18 protein-coding genes are annotated in these 19355 nt (G+C 49.5%); 7 read left to right on the plus strand and 11 right to left on the minus strand.

The window, feature by feature from the left end; genetic code table 11:
• Positions 1 to 137: 137 nt before the first annotated feature.
• The 7 genes from ICL80_RS01830 (at position 138) to ICL80_RS01860 (ending at position 7437) form a co-directional block, all read left to right on the plus strand.
• A complete protein-coding gene (locus ICL80_RS01830) occupies positions 138 to 749 on the plus strand; it encodes a ribonuclease D (protein WP_194214429.1) in 612 nt (203 codons plus the stop codon).
• An 18-nt stretch (positions 750 to 767) separates the two neighbouring features.
• Entirely contained in the window at positions 768 to 1397 is a 630-nt protein-coding gene (lptC, locus tag ICL80_RS01835) for an LPS export ABC transporter periplasmic protein LptC (RefSeq protein WP_194214430.1), read from the plus strand.
• 43 nt (positions 1398 to 1440) lie between these two features.
• Positions 1441 to 1968 (plus strand): LptA/OstA family protein, encoded by a 528-nt coding sequence (locus ICL80_RS01840; protein WP_194214431.1) that lies wholly within the window; start codon positions 1441 to 1443, stop codon positions 1966 to 1968.
• A gap of 77 nt (positions 1969 to 2045) precedes the next feature.
• Entirely contained in the window at positions 2046 to 3047 is a 1002-nt protein-coding gene (locus tag ICL80_RS01845; RefSeq protein WP_194214432.1) for an FkbM family methyltransferase, read from the plus strand.
• A gap of 1 nt (position 3048) precedes the next feature.
• Positions 3049 to 4752 (plus strand): radical SAM protein, encoded by a 1704-nt coding sequence (locus ICL80_RS01850; RefSeq protein ID WP_194214433.1) that lies wholly within the window; start codon positions 3049 to 3051, stop codon positions 4750 to 4752.
• 52 nt (positions 4753 to 4804) lie between these two features.
• A complete protein-coding gene (locus ICL80_RS01855) occupies positions 4805 to 6373 on the plus strand; it encodes a tetratricopeptide repeat protein (protein WP_194214434.1) in 1569 nt (522 codons plus the stop codon).
• Entirely contained in the window at positions 6373 to 7437 is a 1065-nt protein-coding gene (locus tag ICL80_RS01860) for an FkbM family methyltransferase (protein WP_194214435.1), read from the plus strand. Before ICL80_RS01855 ends, ICL80_RS01860 begins: the two co-directional genes overlap by 1 nt.
• A 9-nt stretch (positions 7438 to 7446) precedes the next feature.
• Here ICL80_RS01860 and ICL80_RS01865 read toward each other — a convergent pair whose 3' ends face one another.
• Genes ICL80_RS01865 through ICL80_RS01915 form a run of 11 tightly spaced genes read right to left on the minus strand, consistent with a single transcriptional unit; the run spans position 7447 to position 19349 of the window.
• A complete protein-coding gene (locus tag ICL80_RS01865; protein ID WP_194214436.1) occupies positions 7447 to 8478 on the minus strand; it encodes an alpha-ketoacid dehydrogenase subunit beta in 1032 nt (343 codons plus the stop codon).
• 20 nt (positions 8479 to 8498) lie between these two features.
• Positions 8499 to 9482: a thiamine pyrophosphate-dependent dehydrogenase E1 component subunit alpha gene (locus tag ICL80_RS01870; RefSeq protein WP_194214437.1), complete on the minus strand. Its 984-nt coding sequence runs from the start codon at positions 9480 to 9482 to the stop codon at positions 8499 to 8501.
• 1 nt (position 9483) lies between these two features.
• Entirely contained in the window at positions 9484 to 11259 is a 1776-nt protein-coding gene (locus ICL80_RS01875; RefSeq protein WP_194214438.1) for a hypothetical protein, read from the minus strand.
• Positions 11259 to 11939 carry a class I SAM-dependent methyltransferase gene (locus tag ICL80_RS01880; RefSeq protein ID WP_194214439.1) on the minus strand — a complete coding sequence of 227 codons (681 nt, stop codon included), beginning with the start codon at positions 11937 to 11939 and terminating at the stop codon, positions 11259 to 11261. Before ICL80_RS01880 ends, ICL80_RS01875 begins: the two co-directional genes overlap by 1 nt.
• A 38-nt stretch (positions 11940 to 11977) precedes the next feature.
• Complete coding sequence (locus tag ICL80_RS01885) at positions 11978 to 12652, minus strand: methyltransferase domain-containing protein (protein WP_194214440.1); 675 nt, start codon at positions 12650 to 12652, stop codon at positions 11978 to 11980.
• A gap of 3 nt (positions 12653 to 12655) precedes the next feature.
• Positions 12656 to 13531, minus strand: coding sequence for an NAD-dependent epimerase/dehydratase family protein (locus ICL80_RS01890; protein WP_194214441.1), 876 nt, complete (start codon positions 13529 to 13531; stop codon positions 12656 to 12658).
• A gap of 3 nt (positions 13532 to 13534) precedes the next feature.
• Positions 13535 to 14881, minus strand: a complete 1347-nt coding sequence (locus ICL80_RS01895; protein ID WP_194214442.1) for a nucleotide sugar dehydrogenase — start codon at positions 14879 to 14881, stop codon at positions 13535 to 13537.
• Positions 14824 to 15741, minus strand: coding sequence for a Gfo/Idh/MocA family protein (locus ICL80_RS01900; protein ID WP_228073893.1), 918 nt, complete (start codon positions 15739 to 15741; stop codon positions 14824 to 14826). The genes ICL80_RS01895 and ICL80_RS01900 overlap by 58 nt, the downstream gene beginning before the upstream one ends.
• A gap of 38 nt (positions 15742 to 15779) precedes the next feature.
• The gene (locus tag ICL80_RS01905; protein WP_194214444.1) at positions 15780 to 17339 is read right to left on the minus strand and encodes a PfkB family carbohydrate kinase; all 1560 of its coding nucleotides are present in this window, start codon (positions 17337 to 17339) and stop codon (positions 15780 to 15782) included.
• Positions 17332 to 18336, minus strand: coding sequence for an NAD-dependent epimerase/dehydratase family protein (locus ICL80_RS01910; RefSeq protein WP_194214445.1), 1005 nt, complete (start codon positions 18334 to 18336; stop codon positions 17332 to 17334). The genes ICL80_RS01905 and ICL80_RS01910 overlap by 8 nt, the downstream gene beginning before the upstream one ends.
• Complete coding sequence (locus ICL80_RS01915; protein WP_194214446.1) at positions 18336 to 19349, minus strand: NAD-dependent epimerase/dehydratase family protein; 1014 nt, start codon at positions 19347 to 19349, stop codon at positions 18336 to 18338. Before ICL80_RS01915 ends, ICL80_RS01910 begins: the two co-directional genes overlap by 1 nt.
• Between the last annotated feature and the right edge of the window lie 6 nt (positions 19350 to 19355).

Below are 19355 nucleotides of genomic sequence, written 5' to 3' on the forward strand. Positions count from 1 at the left end.
GATTTCAAGCATCGCCTATAGAACAAAAACAAACGCCCGCTATTCATTTTCTTTTTTTTGCCATCAGCATTTGTATTGTGCCTAGACATAATGGTAATTACAAACAACCGGTTCAATACGACACGTAAGGAAACACCATGGCTATTTATTTACACACAGATGACTTACCGGCAGGGCTGTCATTCGGTAGTTCGGTCGCTGTAGACAGTGAAACCATGGGCCTAAACCCGCATAGGGACAGACTATGTGTTGTACAGCTTTCAGACGGCAACGGTGACGCCCACCTTGTGCAGTTTAAAAGCGGCACCTACGATGCCCCAAACCTGAAAGCCCTGATGGCAAACTCAGACGTGTTAAAAATCTTTCATTTTGCGCGATTTGATGTTGCCGTTATCAAACAGTATCTTAAGGTAGACACAAGCCCGCTTTACTGTACTAAAATTGCATCAAAACTGATACGCACCTATACGGACCGTCACGGCCTGAAAGACCTGTGCCGCGAGCTAACCGGGGTAGACCTGAACAAACAGCAGCAGTCAAGTGACTGGGGCGCCGATATTATCACCCCCGAACAACAGGAATATGCGGCCTCTGATGTGTTGTATCTGCACAAAATGAAAGAAAAGCTTGATATGATGCTAGAACGTGAAGGCCGCATGCACATAGCAAATGCAGCTTTTGCCTTTTTACCAACACAGGCAGAGATGGACCTTGTTGGATATGGTGACATGGACCTTTTCTCGCATTAAAAGGCTTTTAGGTACAAAATGGCATCAACAAAAGATATCAGCACCGCCTCTGGCGAAAAGAATTGGGACCGCTTCATTGTCCTGATGCAAGTTATCTTGCCGCTTGCCGCCCTTGTACTTGGCACCATTACAGTACTGTGGCCCTTCCTGAACGATCAGGAAGTAAGTTTTACCTTATCAACCGAGGATGTGGCGCAGGGCGACACCGCCGTTCATATGACTAACCTGCACTATGTTGGCACAGATGCCATAAACCGTCTGTTCCACGTTGAGGCCGCCACAGGACTGCAGGAAAACCCCTCATCGCCTCGTGTGCGGCTCAATGATATTCGGGCAGAAATGGCCCTTGATGAAACCGGCCCCGCCAAAGTACAAGCCCGCACGGGCATCTATAGAACAAAAGAAAACACTCTGTCGCTTGTGGGCGGTGTACACTTTAACACAGGCAGCGGCTACAAGCTTGATATGGCAGGTGCCGAGATTGACCTGAAAAAACATATAGCCACAGGGCAGGGCGCAATACAGGGCAGCTCAAAACTTGGCACACTGGAAGCAAACCGTATTGTAATTTATGCTGATACAGAAGAGGCTGTTTTTGAAGGCGGTATCAAACTGCATATTGAACCAAAACGGCCTGAGAACAATTGATTATACCAGCAGCGATACCTCGTGGCGATAATATGGGAACAAAATGATGAGATTTAACGGCACATATAAAACCCTGTTTGTTTGTGCAGCACTTTTTGCCACATCAACAGCCCTACGTGCGCAGTCCGTTCTGAAAAGCCATGACACATACCAACCAATTGACATCAGCGCAGACCGGCTGGAAATGAAACAAAAGCAGGGCCGGGCAATTTTCAGAGGGGCGGTCACAGTAACCCAAGGCGAAATGACCTTCAGTTCTGAAACATTGACCGTTTTTTACGCCTCCAACACAGAATCAGAAAAACCATCCATTTCGCGGCTGGATGCAGAAGGCACTGTAACACTTGTCTCAAAGACAGAATCTCTCAGTGGTGATTGGGGTGTTTATGATGTTGATGAGCGCCTTATTACTATTGGGGGCAATGTTACCTTCAGGCAGGGCGAATCTATCCTAAAGGGTAAACGGCTTGAATTTGATCTGGTGTCCGGCATTGCCAAACTGGACGGGCAATCGGGCGGCACAGATGGCCGGGTGAAAGGTAGCTTCAGTGTACCGGAAAAGGATAAATAAAGCCTCAACCATTTAACTGGCACACCCCTTGCCTTACAAATACCAAGACCGGCACCAGACCAATTTGATAGGCATTTATGACCCAAATGATGAACATCATTGAAAATCCAACATCTTTTCATGAAATTGAAACGTGTGAGCGGTTTTTTATTTTTGGTAATGACGAAAAAGCCCACAGGCTGCATCTGCTGCTTGCCGGAAAATTTGAAACACGGTTTTTTGGGTTTTTCAAAGCATCCGGTGAACAGGAATATGATAAAACCACCATGTTTCTGGTGCGCTCTCTCACAGACACTTTGGAAAAACTTGGGCCGGGCGACTTTATATTTCTTTTTTTACACGATGCTGAACTGGAACAAAAACTGCTGGAAAAGCAGGTACGCCTTGGCTATCCGCATAATTTCCTGTCAACGTTCAGCACCTATGAAGCCCCTATTCTCAACACATTCCTGAAGGCCACCTTCGATGCAAAAAAGCCTGCCGATATAGCGCTGGATATTGGAGCCAACTTTGGCCTAACCGCAACAACTATGGCCCCGTACTTTCAGAAAATTCATGCTTTTGAGCCAAATTTGAAAATATATGAAAACCTGAAAAGAAATTATACACTACCTAAAAATATCGACCTTCATCAGGTTGCCCTTGGGCCTGAAACGGGCGAGCGGGTATTTTATGATATGGACGGCGCAAACGGCTCTATTTTAAAGCCAAAAATAGACACGCCCAGTTACAAGGTTAGCATGGATACAGTCGATAACTTTTGCATCAGCCGCGACCTGCAACCCCGGTTTATAAAGATTGATGCAGAGGGCCTTGACGGCGATATTATAGTAAGCTCGGAAAAAATAATCGAAAAATACCGGCCCCTTATATTTTTTGAGAACCCAGCCGCAGGGCCACATGATAAAGCGGTATGGGCCGACCAACTGAAATTTATCAGCCGTTATTATGATCTTAAAGCTTACCCTTGCCTAAACCAGCTTGTGAAACATGAGCATATTGGCTGTGATTATTTCGAGTTCAAAAAACTCTATGAGCAGGAAACCCTGAATATAGCAGCCATACCTAAAAGGGCGTAACATGAAAGCATTTGACCATACTCAAGAATTCGCCCGCGGCATGCAAATGATGACCCAGAAGCAAAGCCTGCCCGAAGCAGAAAGGATCTTTAAAAGCCTTCTTGCAAACTCAGCTGACCCATCCATTCAGTTGCAGCTTGGCATAACCCTTAGGGTGCAAAAAAAATGGAAAGAAGCCAGTGCTACCTTTAAACGTGTAATAGCCGCCACGCCGCATTTTTCAGAAGCCCATGCTCATCTTGCAGAAACATATCACGCTCAGCAAAAGAATGCGTTGGCTCTCCAAACCTTTGAAACAGCCCTAAAGCTGGACCCCGATAATGCCTATGCCCACACACATATGGCTGTAACATACTTTGATATTGGAGAGCTGAACCTTGCTCAACAAGGTTTTAAAACCGCTTTAACCTGTATGCCTGCAGATATGCCCGCGCCGGAGGCAACCCTCTGCAAACATTATCTGGATGAAATCGCAACTCTTTTCATAACGCTTGAAACATACGGCATTGACCCGTCACTTGACCGCGAAACTATGGGGATTGCGCTCTATAAAAAAGCAAATGCGCTCACACTTGCAAGCAACCTGGACGATGCAGTTATATGTTATGACCTTGCAGCACAGTGTCGGACCGACTATGGCAGCCCTGAACTGAACGTCGGTGAAACAGTTGACAGCCACCAAAGCCGAATGCCTGAAGGCGCTTATAAAAGCTGCTCCTGGCTGGAAGGCGGCCTACATTTTCATGAAAACCGCTTAACCTTCTGCTGCACAGCCCACAGTAAGAACAAAGGTTGGACAGCTATAGGCCAATTTAATGGTGGCAAACTGCCCGTTGACTATATTTTGGCAAAACGGGCGCAGATTACAAACCAGTTGATGTGCGGCACAGATAATGGCTGCACGGGCTGCCCCAAGCTTGTTGAAAAAGAAGCCGAGGAAAAAGAATTTCTGTTCAATGACCTGATCATTAACAGCTTTAGTGTCTGTAATTTCCGGTGTTCCTATTGCAGTCTTACACACCAAAACTTTGAAATGCCTGCCTATTATTACTATATTACAGACGCCATTGATGCCATGCTGGAAAACAACTGGCTAGGAAATACCGGCACCATTACATGGGGGGGCGGCGACCCAAGCGTTTCTAAAGAGTTTAAAGCCATAACCGCAAAACTTGTCGCCCATGGCAGCCGCCACATCATCAATACAAATGCAGCGATTCATGTACCTGAAATTGACACCGGGCTAGAAAATAAAGGCACCCACCTTTGCATCAGTGTGGATGCTGGCACACGTTCAACCTTCAACGCGGTCAAGTTTAACAAGCCAAAAGGTAGCAACGAGCCCATCCTGATAAAAGGCAAAGATGCTTACGATGCCGTCTGGGACACAATCAGCAAATATACGGCGATTAACGCCATGAACGTGCTGATTAAATATATTGTTGATGACATCAATGCCTCCCGCACCGAGATCGATACTTTTCTGGATAAATGCGTCAAGGCAGGCGTGAGACGTATCATGTACACCCCAGAGGGGCGCTTTATACGGCAAATCCCCATTACCAGAGAAATATTACCCGAAAATATTTTTGATACCATACAATATGCCACAGCACGCACACAGGCATTGGGGATGATCTGCTCCTTTGATCCACAGGTTTATGTGAAAGAAGTCTTTAGCGAACCTGAGGTTTCACCGGCCTGACCCTGAAAGGCTATCACCTGTATTTTAATCTAAACGCTGGAACACAGATTTAATGGCACGCGCAGACTTTAAAAAATTCTATAACCGGGGAAGACAGCTCGCACAAAAAAACCGGTTTTCTGATGCCATTGCCGCCTTTGAAACCGCCCTGGAGGTAAAGCCGGGCGACCCGGATACAATCTTCCAGCTTGGTAATATGTCCAAGGCCATGCATTTTTACGACATGGCGATCAAATGGTATGATGTTGCCAGTAGCCTAAAGCCCGATTCCATTGAAATTGCCTTCAACCGTGCCCATGCCTTGCAGTTAACCGGCAGAAATAATGAAGCCCTGCAAGCCTATGCTGATGTCGCCCCGCTTATGCACAGTGACCCCATGTTATGGAACAATCTTGGCACCCTCTACCAGCAAATGTCGCTAACGGCAGATGCCATAGACGCGCTTGAGCGCGCCGTAAGCCTGAAGCCTGCCTATTATGATGCCTGGAACAACCTTGGCCTTAGCTATTTTATCGCCCGCACTGTGCCACGGCACGCCGGTAAATGGACGGAAGCCTTTGAAAAAGCCGAACGCGGCTATGCCAAAGACCCACACTTCCATGTGAACCGCGCCACCTGTTATTTCTGGGATGGCTACTACAGCAAAGGCTGGGCTGATTATGCTTTTCGCCATGATCCAAAAATTAAATCCTCGGTTAAATACGACCACACAATTCCGTGGTGGAAGGGCGAAGACCTAACCGGCAAAACCATCCTGATCGGGGAAGAGCAAGGCATTGGCGACCAGATCACATTTATCAGCGCGGTTGCTGATATCGCCGCCACTGCCAAAAAGGTTATTGTCGAGGTAAACCCCAAAATTATCTCTCTGGTTCAGCGTAGCCTGCCAAATGTCGACGTGATCAAGGCAAAGGCGGAAACAATTGACCTGAAAAGGCATCATGCCTACGACTGGCTTACAGAGCCGGTAGATTTTTTTGCCCCCCTCGGCGACGCTTTTTACTATAGCAAGCCCTCGCTAGACACCTTCCGCGCTAAAAAGCCGTTTTTAATAGCTGACCCTGCCCTTAAAAAAAATTGGGCGGAACGACTTTTAAAGCTTAATACAAAACCCAAAGTTGGCATTAGCTGGCGCAGCTCAAAAATGACTGGCGAGCGGCAGGGCGGTTATTTTGATCTTGAAATGCTATTACCGTTCCTTGAAAAAATGAGCGACTTCCAGTTTGTCAACATTCAGTACGGCGACTGTACTGATGAACTCGCGGCCATGCCAAAGCGTGCTGACGGCACTGATCTGATAATATCGTATGCTGATCTTGATTTATTCGATGATATTGAAGGAACAGCCGCCCTCATAGAAAGCCTTGATTTTGTTATCAGCGTCAGGAATACACAGGCCTGTTTTGCTGGCGGCCTTGGCAAAAAAACCATCACATATCATGGCTCATTCATGCAGTTTGGCCGCCATTATACCGACCCGGTCTACCCTTACCTTTTAGCAACATACCCACATGAAAATGAACTACCCATCCTGACCCAGCTTGAAAATGCCCTCTGTCATTTTGACACGACATACCACCTCTGTGAACAACAGGACGAAACAACACTGGCGGCGCTATAATGAGGCAGGCCTCAACAGAGCTTACCAGCCTTAGTGCGCTGAAATCAGCCACCTGTGTCTATCTGTATGAAGTGAATAACTACACCGTTCTGCTCGCAGGCTTTTTGCAGCAGGCCGGGGTTAAGGTCGGTGGGTTTGTGCAGGAAAAGGGCATAGGCGCAAAGCTTGAAACCCAGCAAACCCCCATTCTTGGCTTTGCTGACTATAAAGCCATCTGGCATGCTGACACGCACCCCTTGCTGTTTTCCGAGAAATTGGTGATCAACAAAACTGCGCCTTATAGCCATATGGAACAAATGGGCATTAGTACATTTTGGGACCCATACCCGCTTATGGCGCCGTTCAAAGAAGCAAAAGAATGGTTTTATATTGCCAACACCATCCGGCATTATGGAAACCCAAAAGCCGGTGTATTTTTTGATATTGGCTCAAACAGGGGCGGCGCCACCACAATAGCGCTAGAGCACTACCACCGCATAATTGGCATTGAAGCAAACCCGGTCATGCAAAAACTGTATCAAAGCCTTTTTGCTGATCATCACCATGTTCAATTAGTGCCGTGCGCCGTTGGCTCGGCCGAACAGCGCGGCCCGCAAAAATTTTATATTGATGTATCAGAAAGTGCGGGGGGGTCTTCGCTGTATGCTGAATACACCGAACGCCACATTGTAAATACCATTGACGAAATCGACGTAACGGTAAAAACCCTTGCTGATATCTGCAATGAAACAGGGCTATTTCCCACCTTTATCAAGGTTGATGTAGAGGGAAGCGAGCCAGACGTACTGCTGGCCAGCCTTGCTATTATTACAGAACACCAGCCCGTTATCCTGTTTGAATGCTGGTCAGACAGCTGGCACAAAGGTGTGCGAGACCTGTACCTCGCGCTCAACCAGAGGGGCTATACTCTCTATTGCACAGTTGCTGGCGCCAGTGTGTGGGATGTGTTTGAATATGGTTACACGCTTGACTATGTAACCAATGTTGTATGCTTGCCGCAGGGCTCCGCCCTGCCTGCCTTTCCCCAAAACCCCCTCACGCTGCTACCAGACCTAAAATTTTAGGGTCAAACCTTAATATGGCCCTTTGAAAAGCGATTCCTGATCAATATGCGCCATATCCGTTGAAGCTTTGCCCAAAAGCTGAAGCGCCGCGTTCGCAAGCGTAGAGGCCTTTGGGTAAAATGCTTCTTCAAGCTTCATCGAGACAGGGGCAGGGCAATTCGCCAGCGCAATCCGCCGCACCGGTGCCTTTAGGTGGTGAAAACCTTTTTCTGCAACCAATGCCGCCACTTCACTGGTAAAACCGCATAGTTCCCAACTGGTATCTGCCACAATAAGCCTGCCGGTTTTTTTAACAGACGCCAGAATGGTTTTTTCATCCAGCGGCCTAACTGTGCGCGGATCAATAATTTCCACGCTCACCCCGCGCGCCGCCAGTTCCTCTGCCGCGACGAGCGCCTCTGACACCATAAAAGACGTTGCCACTATTGTAATATCTGACCCTTCACGCACAATATTCGCTTTGCCAAACGGGATCGGTGTCATTGCCTCATCCACAGGGCCTTCTGTGTCGTAAAGGGCGCGGTGTTCAAAGATAACCACAGGGTCTTGCCCTGTCAGGGCGGAAAGCAGCAGGCCTTTTGCATCAGCAGGCGTTGCTGGTAGTGCGACCGTCAGCCCCGGAAAGTGGGCAAGCGGCGCGTGCGGGCTCTGCGAGTGTGTTGCACCCTGACCCCAACCCTTGCCCACAATAGCCCGAAACACAATCGGCACACGCCCGGCATTACCGCCGTACATATAGCGCCATTTGCACGCTAGATTAAGGAGGTTATCGAACGACAGAAACATAAAATCTGCCCGCGGGAACACATAAAGCGGGCGCTTGCCCATAGCGGCCGCACCCACCGCGATACCCGCAAAGCCATTTTCCATAGACGGGCAGTCAAACACCCTGTCGGGGAAGCGCGCTGCCGCCGCTGTTGTCGAGCCAAAAATGCCAGACGGATAATCCACCGCATGACCAGTTACAAAAATACTGTTATCTGCTTCCATGGCCTGCACCGTGGCTTCAGAGATCGCTTCTTTATATTTTAGTATGCGCATTGCTCTCTCGCCCATCACTTTCAGGAAGCATTATCAAAAAGTTGGCTTGGGTCTGGCCACGGGTCTGCATAGGCTCGCTCAATATCAGCCTCAATCTCAGCTTTTATGGCAGCTTCCCAGCCTTCCAGTTCAGCCTCTGTTGCCAAGCCTGTCGCCAAAAGGACTGTTTCACTGCGCCTTACCGGGCATTTCTGCTGCCAGTCTTGCAGTTCAGCCTCATCCCGGTATGTACGGCCCAGATCGTGGTCGAAATGGGGGCCAACATGCTCTAGCCACCGGTATGTTGTACATTCCAGAAACACAGGCAACATATGCTCGCGGGCAAAAGCAACGGCTTTAGCTGCCGTTTCGTAAACAGCGCACACATCATTGCCGTCCACATAAAACGTTTCGATACCGAAACTTTTAACCCGGCCCGTAATGGAAACACCTTCTGGCTGGCGAATAGCAAGCGGGCTTTCTGTTGCATAACCATTGTTTTCGCAGACATAAAGAACCGGTAATTTCATAAGCGCGGCATAGCCAAGGCATTCATAAAAAGCGCCTTCTTCCGCCACTGCGTCACCAAAAAAGGCCGTGGATACCCGGTTTGCCTTATCCATTTTAAAACTAAGCGCACTCCCTGTTGCTGCTGCCAGCGCCTCACCGAGGATCGCACTTGAAGCCACAAACCCAACGGATAGATCTGTCAGGTGAACAGACCCCCCACGTCCACGGGAACACCCGGTCTCGCGGCCAAAAAGCTCTGCTGCCAGCCGGTACACGCTGCCACCTTTTGCCAGAAAATGATTATGCGACCGGTGATGGCTGTAAGCTACATCGTCTTTCCTGAGCGCCGCACAAACACCAACAGCTACGGCTTCCTGCCCCACACCAAAATGGGTCGGGGTACGCATTTCCTGCTGTTTATAACGCTCGGCAAGCGCAAGTTCGGCGTGGCGCACCCTTAAAAGCTCGCGGTGCATCTGCACTAACAGTTTTGGCGCGATGTTGCTTTCGGTCATATCAGGCACTCAACCCAGTTAAAAAATCAGCGAGTTTGTAAATCTGGTTTTCAATATCAAGGCTTTCAAGCGAAATAGCGTCAATGGCTTTCCAATCCATACCGTCGAGAATATTTTTCAGGTTACCAAGTTCAGACAAAGTTAGCGGAATGGCCATGCCTGCAGGCAACATATCAACAACACCGCGCATATCGCGGTTACAAACAACAGGCAGGCCAGCGGCCGCACTGGTCCATATAACAGACGGTAGTGTTGTGGGGGTAAACAGTTCCATCGCATCCCGAGTGAACTGGTCTTCCATATAGGTGGTAGTATCATTGAAAATCTGCATGTTAAACAGACTCCAGCCCACATGATACTGGCTAAGCTCGTTTGACAGTTCATCAAGATCGTGAATAGGCCGGTATGCCTGAAACTGGTGCCGTTTATCTTCTGGTAACGACAGGCGGAATTCCTCAAGCTTTGGATGGTCAACATTGCCTGTGTAATAGTGAATATGCATACCGTCGAGAATAAGGTCGCGCAGATACGGCACAACACCCATGCGCGATGGCTCCCAAAATTCTTCCAGCATCACAGATATAATCGCAATATGGTATGCGTCTGTTCTGCGCGGTTGGCGGTTTTTGGGCATAATTTGATAGCGGTGGCAGTGTACCCGTGGCAGCTTTTTGCGGACAGCATTTTCAACAAAGTCACCAAATGGCTCGGTATATGAGCTAAAAATGATCGCCTCGGCTTCCTGCATCATGGTTTTATATAGGCGGCCACAACTTGGTCCGCGATCATAGTTTTTAACACCCGGCTTAATCGCGTCATACATGTAAAGCGCCAGCTTGCCCTTTGCCTCACTATCCCGCATTTCCTTAACGGTGCGGATCATGGCAATGGTGGCGGCATAACACAGGGCAACACGGTTAAAATCCCAGTTTGGCGGGTAAATAGCCTCGTAATGAAAAAACACCGTGCCGTGCTGCAGATTGATAAAGGCCCGCAGATTATCAATAAACCCACCCATCTGATAATCAACAAAAGCAACATCCGTTACACGCGGCGTTGAATACCCCACCTGATGATCTTCTTTCACTTCCTCTGACCCTAGCCAGAAGGGAGAAAAGCCACGCCGCCCCAGCTCGCGAATAGTAGAAGAAAGTGTGCCCATAGGGCGCGGGCTGGAGAACAGGATCGGTTTTTCCGTTGCATGCACCTTGTCCATAAAGGCAGGCAAACCGTCGGTTACATGCGCCAACTTTAGAAGAATATACACTTTCAGGAAATTAATAAAATTACCCTGCCCAAACATATTTTCATACCCGGCGGCGGCCTCGGTATTGCGGGTTAAAATCAGGCACAGGTCGCCTGTTTCTGGCTTGTAGGCATCAACGGATTGTATGGTTTTACCGGCAACTTTTACACCCGCTCTGAATTTATCGATAAAAACGATATGATCAAAATGCCCCGCAAGGTCTGTCATAACCTTGGTAAAGAGCGGCGAACACGGTGCCACAACAAGGCGTCTGCCGCCTTTGGTGCCTGCATGTGGATAAGGCTTTAGGCATTCCTGCACCTGCCCAAAGGTGATACTGGTGACAAAATCTTCAACATTCACATAATTGGATGCAATTTCCAGCAGCAGGTCCACAACATCAAAGTTTTCTGCGGTTTTGCCAAGGGCGCCGTATAGGTTTTCTTCCCTGACAAGGGCTTCAAGGTGCTTGCCGTAACAGGCCATGTCTGGCGCAAGAGCGCGTTCAAGCATGCGTGTATCATCAGCCATTATGCGCGCTTCCCGCAGCCAAGCGCAAAAAGATAGTGAGCCATTTTATGATACCCCGTATGCACAACTTCATCATTCATCGAAAACATAAACACGTTCTTAAAATACTTTTCCATCAACACTTTAAAGTCAGGCATTGTCTTGCAATTAACATGCCCTTCCTTGCTAATAGGCGATGCATAGTCTTGGCTTTCCAGCGACGGCATCCCCAATATGATCACACCGTCCATGTCGAGCGGTGCTATCATATTGCTGATAAACGTGTCTTCATCCTGCTTTTCAATATGCTCCAGCACATCAAGGGCATACATGCAGTCATATGCACCCGGTGCTGGGTCTGCCAGCATATCATGCACAAAGCAGTCAAACCGCCATTTATCGCTCATACGGTCTTTCACATCCTTGATAAAAACAGGGTCAAAATCCGTTGCCGTTACTTTTTCTACTTCTTGCGCCACAATACGGGTGCCAAAAGCATCAGCACAGCCAACCTCAAGCGCATGCTTGCGGCCTGAAAACATTTTGGAAACAAATTTATAGCGCGCAAGCGTGAACGTGAGGCGGCGCGGGTCATCATACCATGCCTGACTTGTCATCAGGCCCATTTGCTCAAGCCCGCGCGCGCGGGCATAGTCAAGCGCAATATTATATTGGGATTCTTTGGTTTTTTCGTCTGTCATTTTAACCCCTGAGCCGTGCTTTAAACCAGCCTAACAGCTTATTCTGTTTCGTCAAATTCCAATATGGTCCAGAAATAATCCCCTGTATAGCGCGCCTCGGCAAAAAGTGTGTACCACTCGTCTGGTGTGCAGTATGTTTGAGCGGTTAGCATCCATGCTTCAAAAAGCGTGAGTTCTGCTTCATTGCGGTACGCATCCACCTGCACAAAACACGCGCCCGGGTTTTTGCACACCCGCACCATTTCTTGTAACGCTGCAACGCACCCGGCGCGGTCCAGATTGTGGATGGTATTAATCGAGAAAACCGCATCAAAACTGTGATCTGCAAAGGGCAGTTTATCTGCCGAACCCTGTTGCACATGTGCCTGCACACTGTGCAACGCATGCTCCAGCGCGTAGGCGGAAATATCTATGCCCACAGCCTCCAACCCCGGCACCATTTCCATCAGGTCGTGGACAAAAAAGCCTTTTGCACATCCGATATCCAGCACCTTCATTCCTGCTTTAAGGCCGTACCGGTCGCGCGCGGTTGCAGCTACTGCTTTCCAGCGGCCATCATAGGTGTAACCACCGTACCCCTGTTCACGCGGACCATCAAAATAGGCTTGACCAAATTTAAGTGCCTCTGCCCGGTTCACATCCTTGTTCACCAAGCGCGCCGCCACGCTGCGCCTGATACTGGGGACAGACTTTAAGAGGTTAAATTCCGGCATGTTTTATTCAACATCCTTCTGAGCAAGCGCGAGGCCCTGATCAAGCGGTGTGAAGGCAAAAGCCGGGAAAGCCTTCCGGCATGCCGTTATATCAAACTTGCGGTGTGTGATGGCACTGCCGCGCGGTGAACCCTTTACGGGTACATCTGTATCAAAAAGCGCTGCCACCATGCGGGCAAGGGTGCCAAAGTCTGTTGAAACACCGGTTGCAACATTTAACAGCCCTGTACTTTTATGCCCCAGCACCAACCGCACCAAAGCGGCAACATCCGCCACATAAATATGATCGCGGGTTTCTTCGCCCTCGCCGCCAATGGTGATTTTGCCGTCTGCCGCCGCCACCCGGCGAAACCTGTTAGGGCCGTAAGAACTGTGCGTGTCGCCCGCGCCGTAAATAAGGGTTGGCCGCAGGATACAAAGCCTGTCGGCCACCGCAGATTTCAACATAATTTCCCGCGCCAAATGCATAGCGCCGTATAAATCACCCGGTGCGGCAGCGCTCTCTTCTGAAACCGGGTTCTCCGTCATCGGATAAACCGCATCTGAACTGAAATAGACAATATGGGCCGGCATGGTTTTTTGAACGGCGCTGCAAACACCCTCCACCATACGCAGGTTTTTCATAAAGGTATCAATACCTTTGCCCTTGTCTGGTGTAAGCGCAGAAAGAACAACAAGACTGTCGCCTTCTTTTAACTCTGTTGCAAGCTTAACGGCGCCTGCCTCTGTGCTGAGGTCTATATCCGCTGATGAAAAAGACGCGACGTCAATGGCTTCTTCTTTCAGCAGTGCAGAAACAGCCTTGCCAACAAAGCCACTACCCCCCAGCAGAACAACACGGTCAGGTTTTTTATAGTCAGCATTCATGTGGGTAAGCATCTTTTATCCTATCGTTTGAGGTGTTTTCCGTCCAAGGGTAAAGTGTTGCAGCGCATTTTTTGTGCAGTCGTTTGTACACAGCACGCCGTAAGGGTCGACAATGATTGAACCCGCCATAGCTGCCTTGATAGCCGCCGGCGCGACAGCCCGGAACACATCCCACGGTGTCATAATAATAAGAATATCAGCGCCTTTTATGGCAGATAAGGCATCTGGTTGCGGCGCAAGCTGCATCGTAGGCACGGCACTATTGGCAACAACAGGGTCATACGCCGCAAGATCAAACCCGCCAAGATGCGCGAGCAGCGCCAGCGACGGCGAGTTTTTAACCGAATGGGTATCCTGCTTGTAGGCAAGGCCCCAGATGGCAATTTTAGGGTTTGGCACAAGGGGAAAAAGCTGATCATGCAGTAGGCGCAGCACCCAGTCGCGCCGGTACTGGCTGTTTTTTTGCCATGCTTTTACAACACCCGCATCCGTGCCGTGCTGGCCCGCGAACCGCACAACCGTGTTAAGGTCGCGCTCCAGGTTACCCCCTGCAATACCAAGGCCCGGTGATAGGTAGGCATATTGGCCAATGCGCCTGTCAAGCCTGAGGGCAGGCACAATTTCTGACCAGTCTGCCCCAATATTTTCGCAGAGTTCCGCCAGAGTGTTTGCCGTGCTGATGGAGGAAACAAGGCAGCAATTAATGGCAATTTTAGCCAGTTCCGCGCTTTCATAGCGCATAGGCAACAAGGGGCAATCGAACATATCCAGAAATGCCCTGTAAGCCTTGTGCAAGGGAGCGGACGGGTCTTTACAGCCAATGATAATACGTTCAGGGTTTAAGGCCCGGTCAATAGCTTGCCCAAATATAAGCGTCTCAACCTGATAATAATAAGGCCTCCCCTCTTGCAGGATAAGGGCACGGCTAAACCCCGGCGGTAACTGGCTTAGGATAATAAAAGGCATAGCCGCAGGCAAAGCAGCATCAAGCAACTGCACAAGGTTTTGCAGTGCCGTTAAGTCACTGTTTGCAGCATCATCTGTTGGAATGTCAGGCGCAATTATTACAAGGTCGCAGCCTTCCAGGGCTTCTCGATTGGCGGTATAGCGAAGGCGGTCCATGTGCTTTGCCATCAGCGCCGTAAGGTCTGGTTCCTCAATGGCTGTGGTGCCGGCCTTTAAGCCGGTGATAACGGCTTCGTCTCTGTCGAAACAGGTAACCTGCATACCCCGTGCTGCCGCCGCAACTGCAGAGTTTAGCCCCAAGTGGGTCATGCCCGCATAGGCTATGGTCGGCGCACCATTCACGGACACATAGCCTTTGTCTCGTGTGTCAGGCGGGCCAGTTCCTGCTCGATCCATATATCATTTGAAATATTGCCCGCACCGGTTTTGCACAGTTCCTTGAAATGGGCATATTCAGCGTGCCATGTGGGGTCTGGCTGGGTTATGGTAACCGTATCTTCATCTGGTCGACCACTTGGAAGCTTGCGGTCACGCAGGGTAAAGCTGCTTGGCCCCCATTTGCACAGGGACCGAATATGGGCACTGCCTTTTTCTGCAAAAATATCAGCCGTAAAATGGTTGCGCCAGCTTAGAAGCGTCATTTCTGCCTCGAGGCTTATTTTACCCACAGCACCAAAGACACAGTGGTCAGGCGCCTTGTTTTCAAAGGCATTGGCACTGATCATTTTAAAGCCCGTATCCGGCAGGCCAAACCAGAATAGAAAAGTATCAAGCAAATGTGACCCAAGGTCGGGTAGCACACCCGCACCTTCATCGCGCCACACCGAGTTACGGACAAGCCGCGCCGTACCATTGCCGTAAAACATGCGCGCCCGGTAAACCTGCCCCAGCATACCGTCTTCAATAGCCTGCTTCATACGCACAAAATGCGGCTCAAACCGGTGGTTATAGGCTGTGTAGCAGGTAACATTCTTTGCCTTAGAAAGCGCCTGAAGCGCCTCAAGATCACCCGCTTTGCCAGCCAGCAAAGGCTTTTCCACCAGTACATGTTTGCCGTTTGAAAGAAGGTAGGTGAGAATCTCAATTTTCGCGCCGTCAGGGGTGCACACAAGGGCAGCGTCAAAGGCTGCAAGGGGTACATCCTGAACGGAGCGGTAATCAGCATCAGGGTTAACCGGGTCCACAACGCCCACACAGTCAGGCCCCGCCACATCGCGGCGTTTATGGCCTTGAACCCCCAATCCTAATACCAGCACCCTCAACAGACGTTCTCCCCTTAACCTGCACCCACAGGCTAACTGTTTGAATAATTTATTGCGTTCTCGATACGCGCCAGCCGCTCCAGTATCGCGCCCGGCTTAACGGTTTCATTGCCGTCATATTCGCATTCAAGCCCTGCCGCAATATTACCCAGCACAGAAGCAAGCGCTTCATTACCGCCAGTTGCCACCATGGCAAGGGAAGCATAGGCAAGCAAGGCATCCCCCGCGCCCACCGCATCAAGCACCGTATCTGCAAAGCTATCAACAGAGATAATCGTGCGCGGGTCACCCTCTGGTCGGGTTCTGTATGTCAGAATACCGCGTGCCCCAAGTTTCAGGATAAGGGTTTTGCACTCTGCTTTTTTAAACAGCTCGGTTGCCAGTGGTCGCATGACCGAATCCTGATCCCCAAGGGCAAAGCGCGCCTCACGCTCGTTTGGTGTTATCAGGTCAAAGCCTTTAAATTCTGTAATATTACCCCAGCGGCTCGCGACCTGACTGTCAGCCACGCGGTAAGCCCCATCCGGTATCGCGCTCACCAGATCGCCGATCGTATGCTTGTTAAAAATACCATGGCGAAAATCACTAAAAACAACAATCGCGGCGTTTTCACTGGCAATTTGCTTCTGTAGTTTTTTCACAATCTTATCTGAAATTGACCGGTTATCGAGTGTATCAACCTTTAAAAGCCGGTAGTCGCTGGCAACAAAAGCATTTTTGTTGGTCGTTGGTCGGGTCGGGTCGATAATAGGCTGGCAGTTAACCCCGCTTTTCTCTAAATCATCGAGCACAAAAGCCGCTAGATTGTCGTCCCCAAGTACCGTGGAAAAAGTGACATCAGCGCCCGCCGCACAAAGGTGTTTTGCAACAATGCCAGCGCCGCCAACATAATCAACCTTTTCCTCAAACCTGACACTCATGGTCGGGGTTTTGGTCATGCCGCCAATCATGGAACAACGGGTAAAGCTGTCGACAATAGTATCGCCCACGATATGCACCTTCATGCCAGCAAACTGGCCAAGTGCCGCGCGCATGTCGCCAAAGTCAAAGTTTTCTTCCTGCATCAGCACCATTAATTTCTCTGTGCTAATGTTAGGCGGCGCTGATTCTATAAACCGTGAAGATGAATAAACGATATCGCCGGGGGTAAAGATCATTTCACCGCCAAAAGGCTCGAGGGCCGCCATTTCTTCCTGCGTTTTGGGCGGAATATTGCCTGCCACATATTCATAGCCTTTGGCAAAATAGTCAGGCTCTAGAAACTTAATGGTTTCAATCGGCGTCGGGTTATCATCAATAATGACATAATCAACCATTTCAAAAGCGGCCAGATTTATGGCGCGCAGATGTTCTGGCACATAAGGGCGCATATCAGCCTTGGTCACATGCTGGTCACATGTCAGGCTGGCGATCAATATATCTGCCTTGCTTTTTGCATAGAGCAAATGCCGCACATGGCCGGGATGCACCACATCAAACGTACCATGACAGATAATAACCTTCTTGCTGCGCGGCCTTGCACCAATAAGATCACGCAGTTGCTGTCTGGTTTTAATTTTTGGAGAGACCAGTTTACGGCTGCCATCATCCATTTTGCTTCTCCTGCATGAAGCGGAACCATGTTTTGGTTGCGTCCGCAATGCTGTCTACATCCCACAAAGGGGCTTCACGCCAATAGTCGATATTATCCAGAATTTTGCTAACACCTTGTTCAAAAGAAACCTCGGGTTTCCAGCCTAATTCTGTTTTAATTTTTGTAATGTCTGCCCATGTGCAGTCAGGTTCGCCCGGGCGCTTTGGCAGGGCAACCGTTTCGCCGCCCAAAAGCGATGCCAGATAATTCACCGTTTGCGGGTTACCGGCCCCGAGGTTATAAATTTCGCCGACACGGTCTGTATCCGCCGCCGCATAAAAGGCCTTTGCCACATCCGTTACATAGAGAAAGTCGCGCGATTGGGTACCATCCCCCACAATTGTTAGCGGCTTACCCGCCAGCTTCTGCTTCAGGAACACGCCAAACACAGCACCGTAAGCCCCCGATGTGCGCGAGCGCGTACCGTAAGCATTAAATATGCGAACAGAATTAACCGGGAGCCCGTAAACACTATGCCAGTGCAGCACAGCCTGCTCGCCCTGATATTTCGAAAGGGCATAGGGGTATTTGGTATCAATCACATGGCTTTCATCTGTTGGTACAGCCGCAAGGCCGTAGCAGGAGGAAGAAGCAGCATAAACCAGCTTTTCAACGCCTGCGGCGCGGGCACATTCAAGCACCTGCACCGTGCCCTGCGCATTGACAGACATATAATCAAGCGGACGCTCAATAGACGGTACAATGTCGCCGATACCAGCAAAATGAAAAACAAATTTTGCCCCGTCAAAAATTGCATTGCCGGGTTCAAGCGCGCGAATATCTTCCTTAAAGAAACGCACATCGCTGTTTGCACTGTGGCGCGCAATGTTTGCCTCGCGCCCCCCGACCAGGCTATCAACCACATGCACTGCAAAGCCCTTGTCAACCAGCACATCCACCATATGGCTGCCAATAAAACCACACCCTCCGGTTACGATGGCCAGCGGCTTGCCCATTAACGCGCCCCAATGCGCTGCATGGTGCGCACATTAAAATATTTATCATCCTCAAAGCTGTTGGGCAATTTTCCTTCACGGAAAGCAACACACAGGCTGCGCACGGCATCATCCACCGAATATTTAGGCGCAAAGCCAAGTACCTTTTTGATCTTGTCAGAATTAATGTGGTACGAGCGAATATCGTCTGTTGGCTGGGTTTCAATCTCGATTTCGCCGAGCTCGGGGAATTCCTGCTGCACAACACGCTTCACTGAATGGGCAATTTCCATCATGCTCATATTTTCATAACCGCAATTGAAGGTTTCATCGGCGATGATGCTGTCGTCTGCTACCAAAAATGCCTTACACAGGTCGACATAATCCTGAATATGCAGGTTTGGTCGCAACTGCGACCCACCAAACACCAGAATTTTACGGTTATTAATAGCGTGGTTTGTGAGAATGTTTACGGACACATCCAACCTTTGACGCGGGCCGTAGCCACAAACTGTTGCAGGCCGGAAAATAACCCCGACAAAAGTATCGTCGGTGTATTTTTTCAGGACCGGTTCGCACATGCCCTTGTATTTATTATAGAGTGTCAGCGGCACCAGCGGGTGATCTTCTTTTACATCCGGTTCGTCAGACACACCGTAAACAGAGCTTGAAGAAGCATAGATAAAGCGTTTTACGCCCGCATTTTTCGCGGCAGCAACCATAGGCTCAAATGCGTTTAAGTTAACGGACGTGGAAAGGTCTTCATCCAGCACAAAACTGGCATCATTTGAGATGCAGGCAAGGCTGATAACCGCGTCCACACCAGCCATGGCGGCGGCAAGCGAGGCCGTATCCCGGATATCCCCTTTTATGACTTTCAGGTTTTCATGGCCCTTTGGCAGGTGCGTGTCACCGTAATACATAATATCGTAGACAATAACCTTGTGCCCCATTTCCAGCAGTTGGGGAACAAGCACACTGCCACAATATCCTGCGCCGCCTGTGATGAGGACAGTTTCAAACTTCAATGCCATAAATCG

Source organism: Kordiimonas pumila (assembly GCF_015240255.1).
GTDB classification, from domain to species: Bacteria; Pseudomonadota; Alphaproteobacteria; order Sphingomonadales; family Kordiimonadaceae; genus Kordiimonas; species Kordiimonas pumila.

What these genes read in the sequence shown, in the direction of transcription:
- ICL80_RS01850 (WP_194214433.1), top strand. Translation starts at nt 3,049, where the DNA reads ATGAAAGCATTTGACCATACTCAAGAATTCGCCCGCGGCATGCAAATG.
- ICL80_RS01840 (WP_194214431.1), top strand. Translation starts at nt 1,441, where the DNA reads ATGATGAGATTTAACGGCACATATAAAACCCTGTTTGTTTGTGCAGCA.
- ICL80_RS01870 (WP_194214437.1), bottom strand. Translation starts at nt 9,482, where the DNA reads ATGACCGAAAGCAACATCGCGCCAAAACTGTTAGTGCAGATGCACCGC.
- lptC (WP_194214430.1), top strand. Translation starts at nt 768, where the DNA reads ATGGCATCAACAAAAGATATCAGCACCGCCTCTGGCGAAAAGAATTGG.
- ICL80_RS01905 (WP_194214444.1), bottom strand. Translation starts at nt 17,339, where the DNA reads ATGGATGATGGCAGCCGTAAACTGGTCTCTCCAAAAATTAAAACCAGA.
- ICL80_RS01830 (WP_194214429.1), top strand. Translation starts at nt 138, where the DNA reads ATGGCTATTTATTTACACACAGATGACTTACCGGCAGGGCTGTCATTC.
- ICL80_RS01890 (WP_194214441.1), bottom strand. Translation starts at nt 13,531, where the DNA reads ATGCTTACCCACATGAATGCTGACTATAAAAAACCTGACCGTGTTGTT.
- ICL80_RS01885 (WP_194214440.1), bottom strand. Translation starts at nt 12,652, where the DNA reads ATGCCGGAATTTAACCTCTTAAAGTCTGTCCCCAGTATCAGGCGCAGC.
- ICL80_RS01845 (WP_194214432.1), top strand. Translation starts at nt 2,046, where the DNA reads ATGACCCAAATGATGAACATCATTGAAAATCCAACATCTTTTCATGAA.
- ICL80_RS01895 (WP_194214442.1), bottom strand. Translation starts at nt 14,881, where the DNA reads ATGGATCGAGCAGGAACTGGCCCGCCTGACACACGAGACAAAGGCTAT.
- ICL80_RS01865 (WP_194214436.1), bottom strand. Translation starts at nt 8,478, where the DNA reads ATGCGCATACTAAAATATAAAGAAGCGATCTCTGAAGCCACGGTGCAG.
- ICL80_RS01915 (WP_194214446.1), bottom strand. Translation starts at nt 19,349, where the DNA reads ATGGCATTGAAGTTTGAAACTGTCCTCATCACAGGCGGCGCAGGATAT.
- ICL80_RS01860 (WP_194214435.1), top strand. Translation starts at nt 6,373, where the DNA reads ATGAGGCAGGCCTCAACAGAGCTTACCAGCCTTAGTGCGCTGAAATCA.
- ICL80_RS01855 (WP_194214434.1), top strand. Translation starts at nt 4,805, where the DNA reads ATGGCACGCGCAGACTTTAAAAAATTCTATAACCGGGGAAGACAGCTC.
- ICL80_RS01880 (WP_194214439.1), bottom strand. Translation starts at nt 11,939, where the DNA reads ATGACAGACGAAAAAACCAAAGAATCCCAATATAATATTGCGCTTGAC.
- ICL80_RS01875 (WP_194214438.1), bottom strand. Translation starts at nt 11,259, where the DNA reads ATGGCTGATGATACACGCATGCTTGAACGCGCTCTTGCGCCAGACATG.
- ICL80_RS01910 (WP_194214445.1), bottom strand. Translation starts at nt 18,336, where the DNA reads ATGGGCAAGCCGCTGGCCATCGTAACCGGAGGGTGTGGTTTTATTGGC.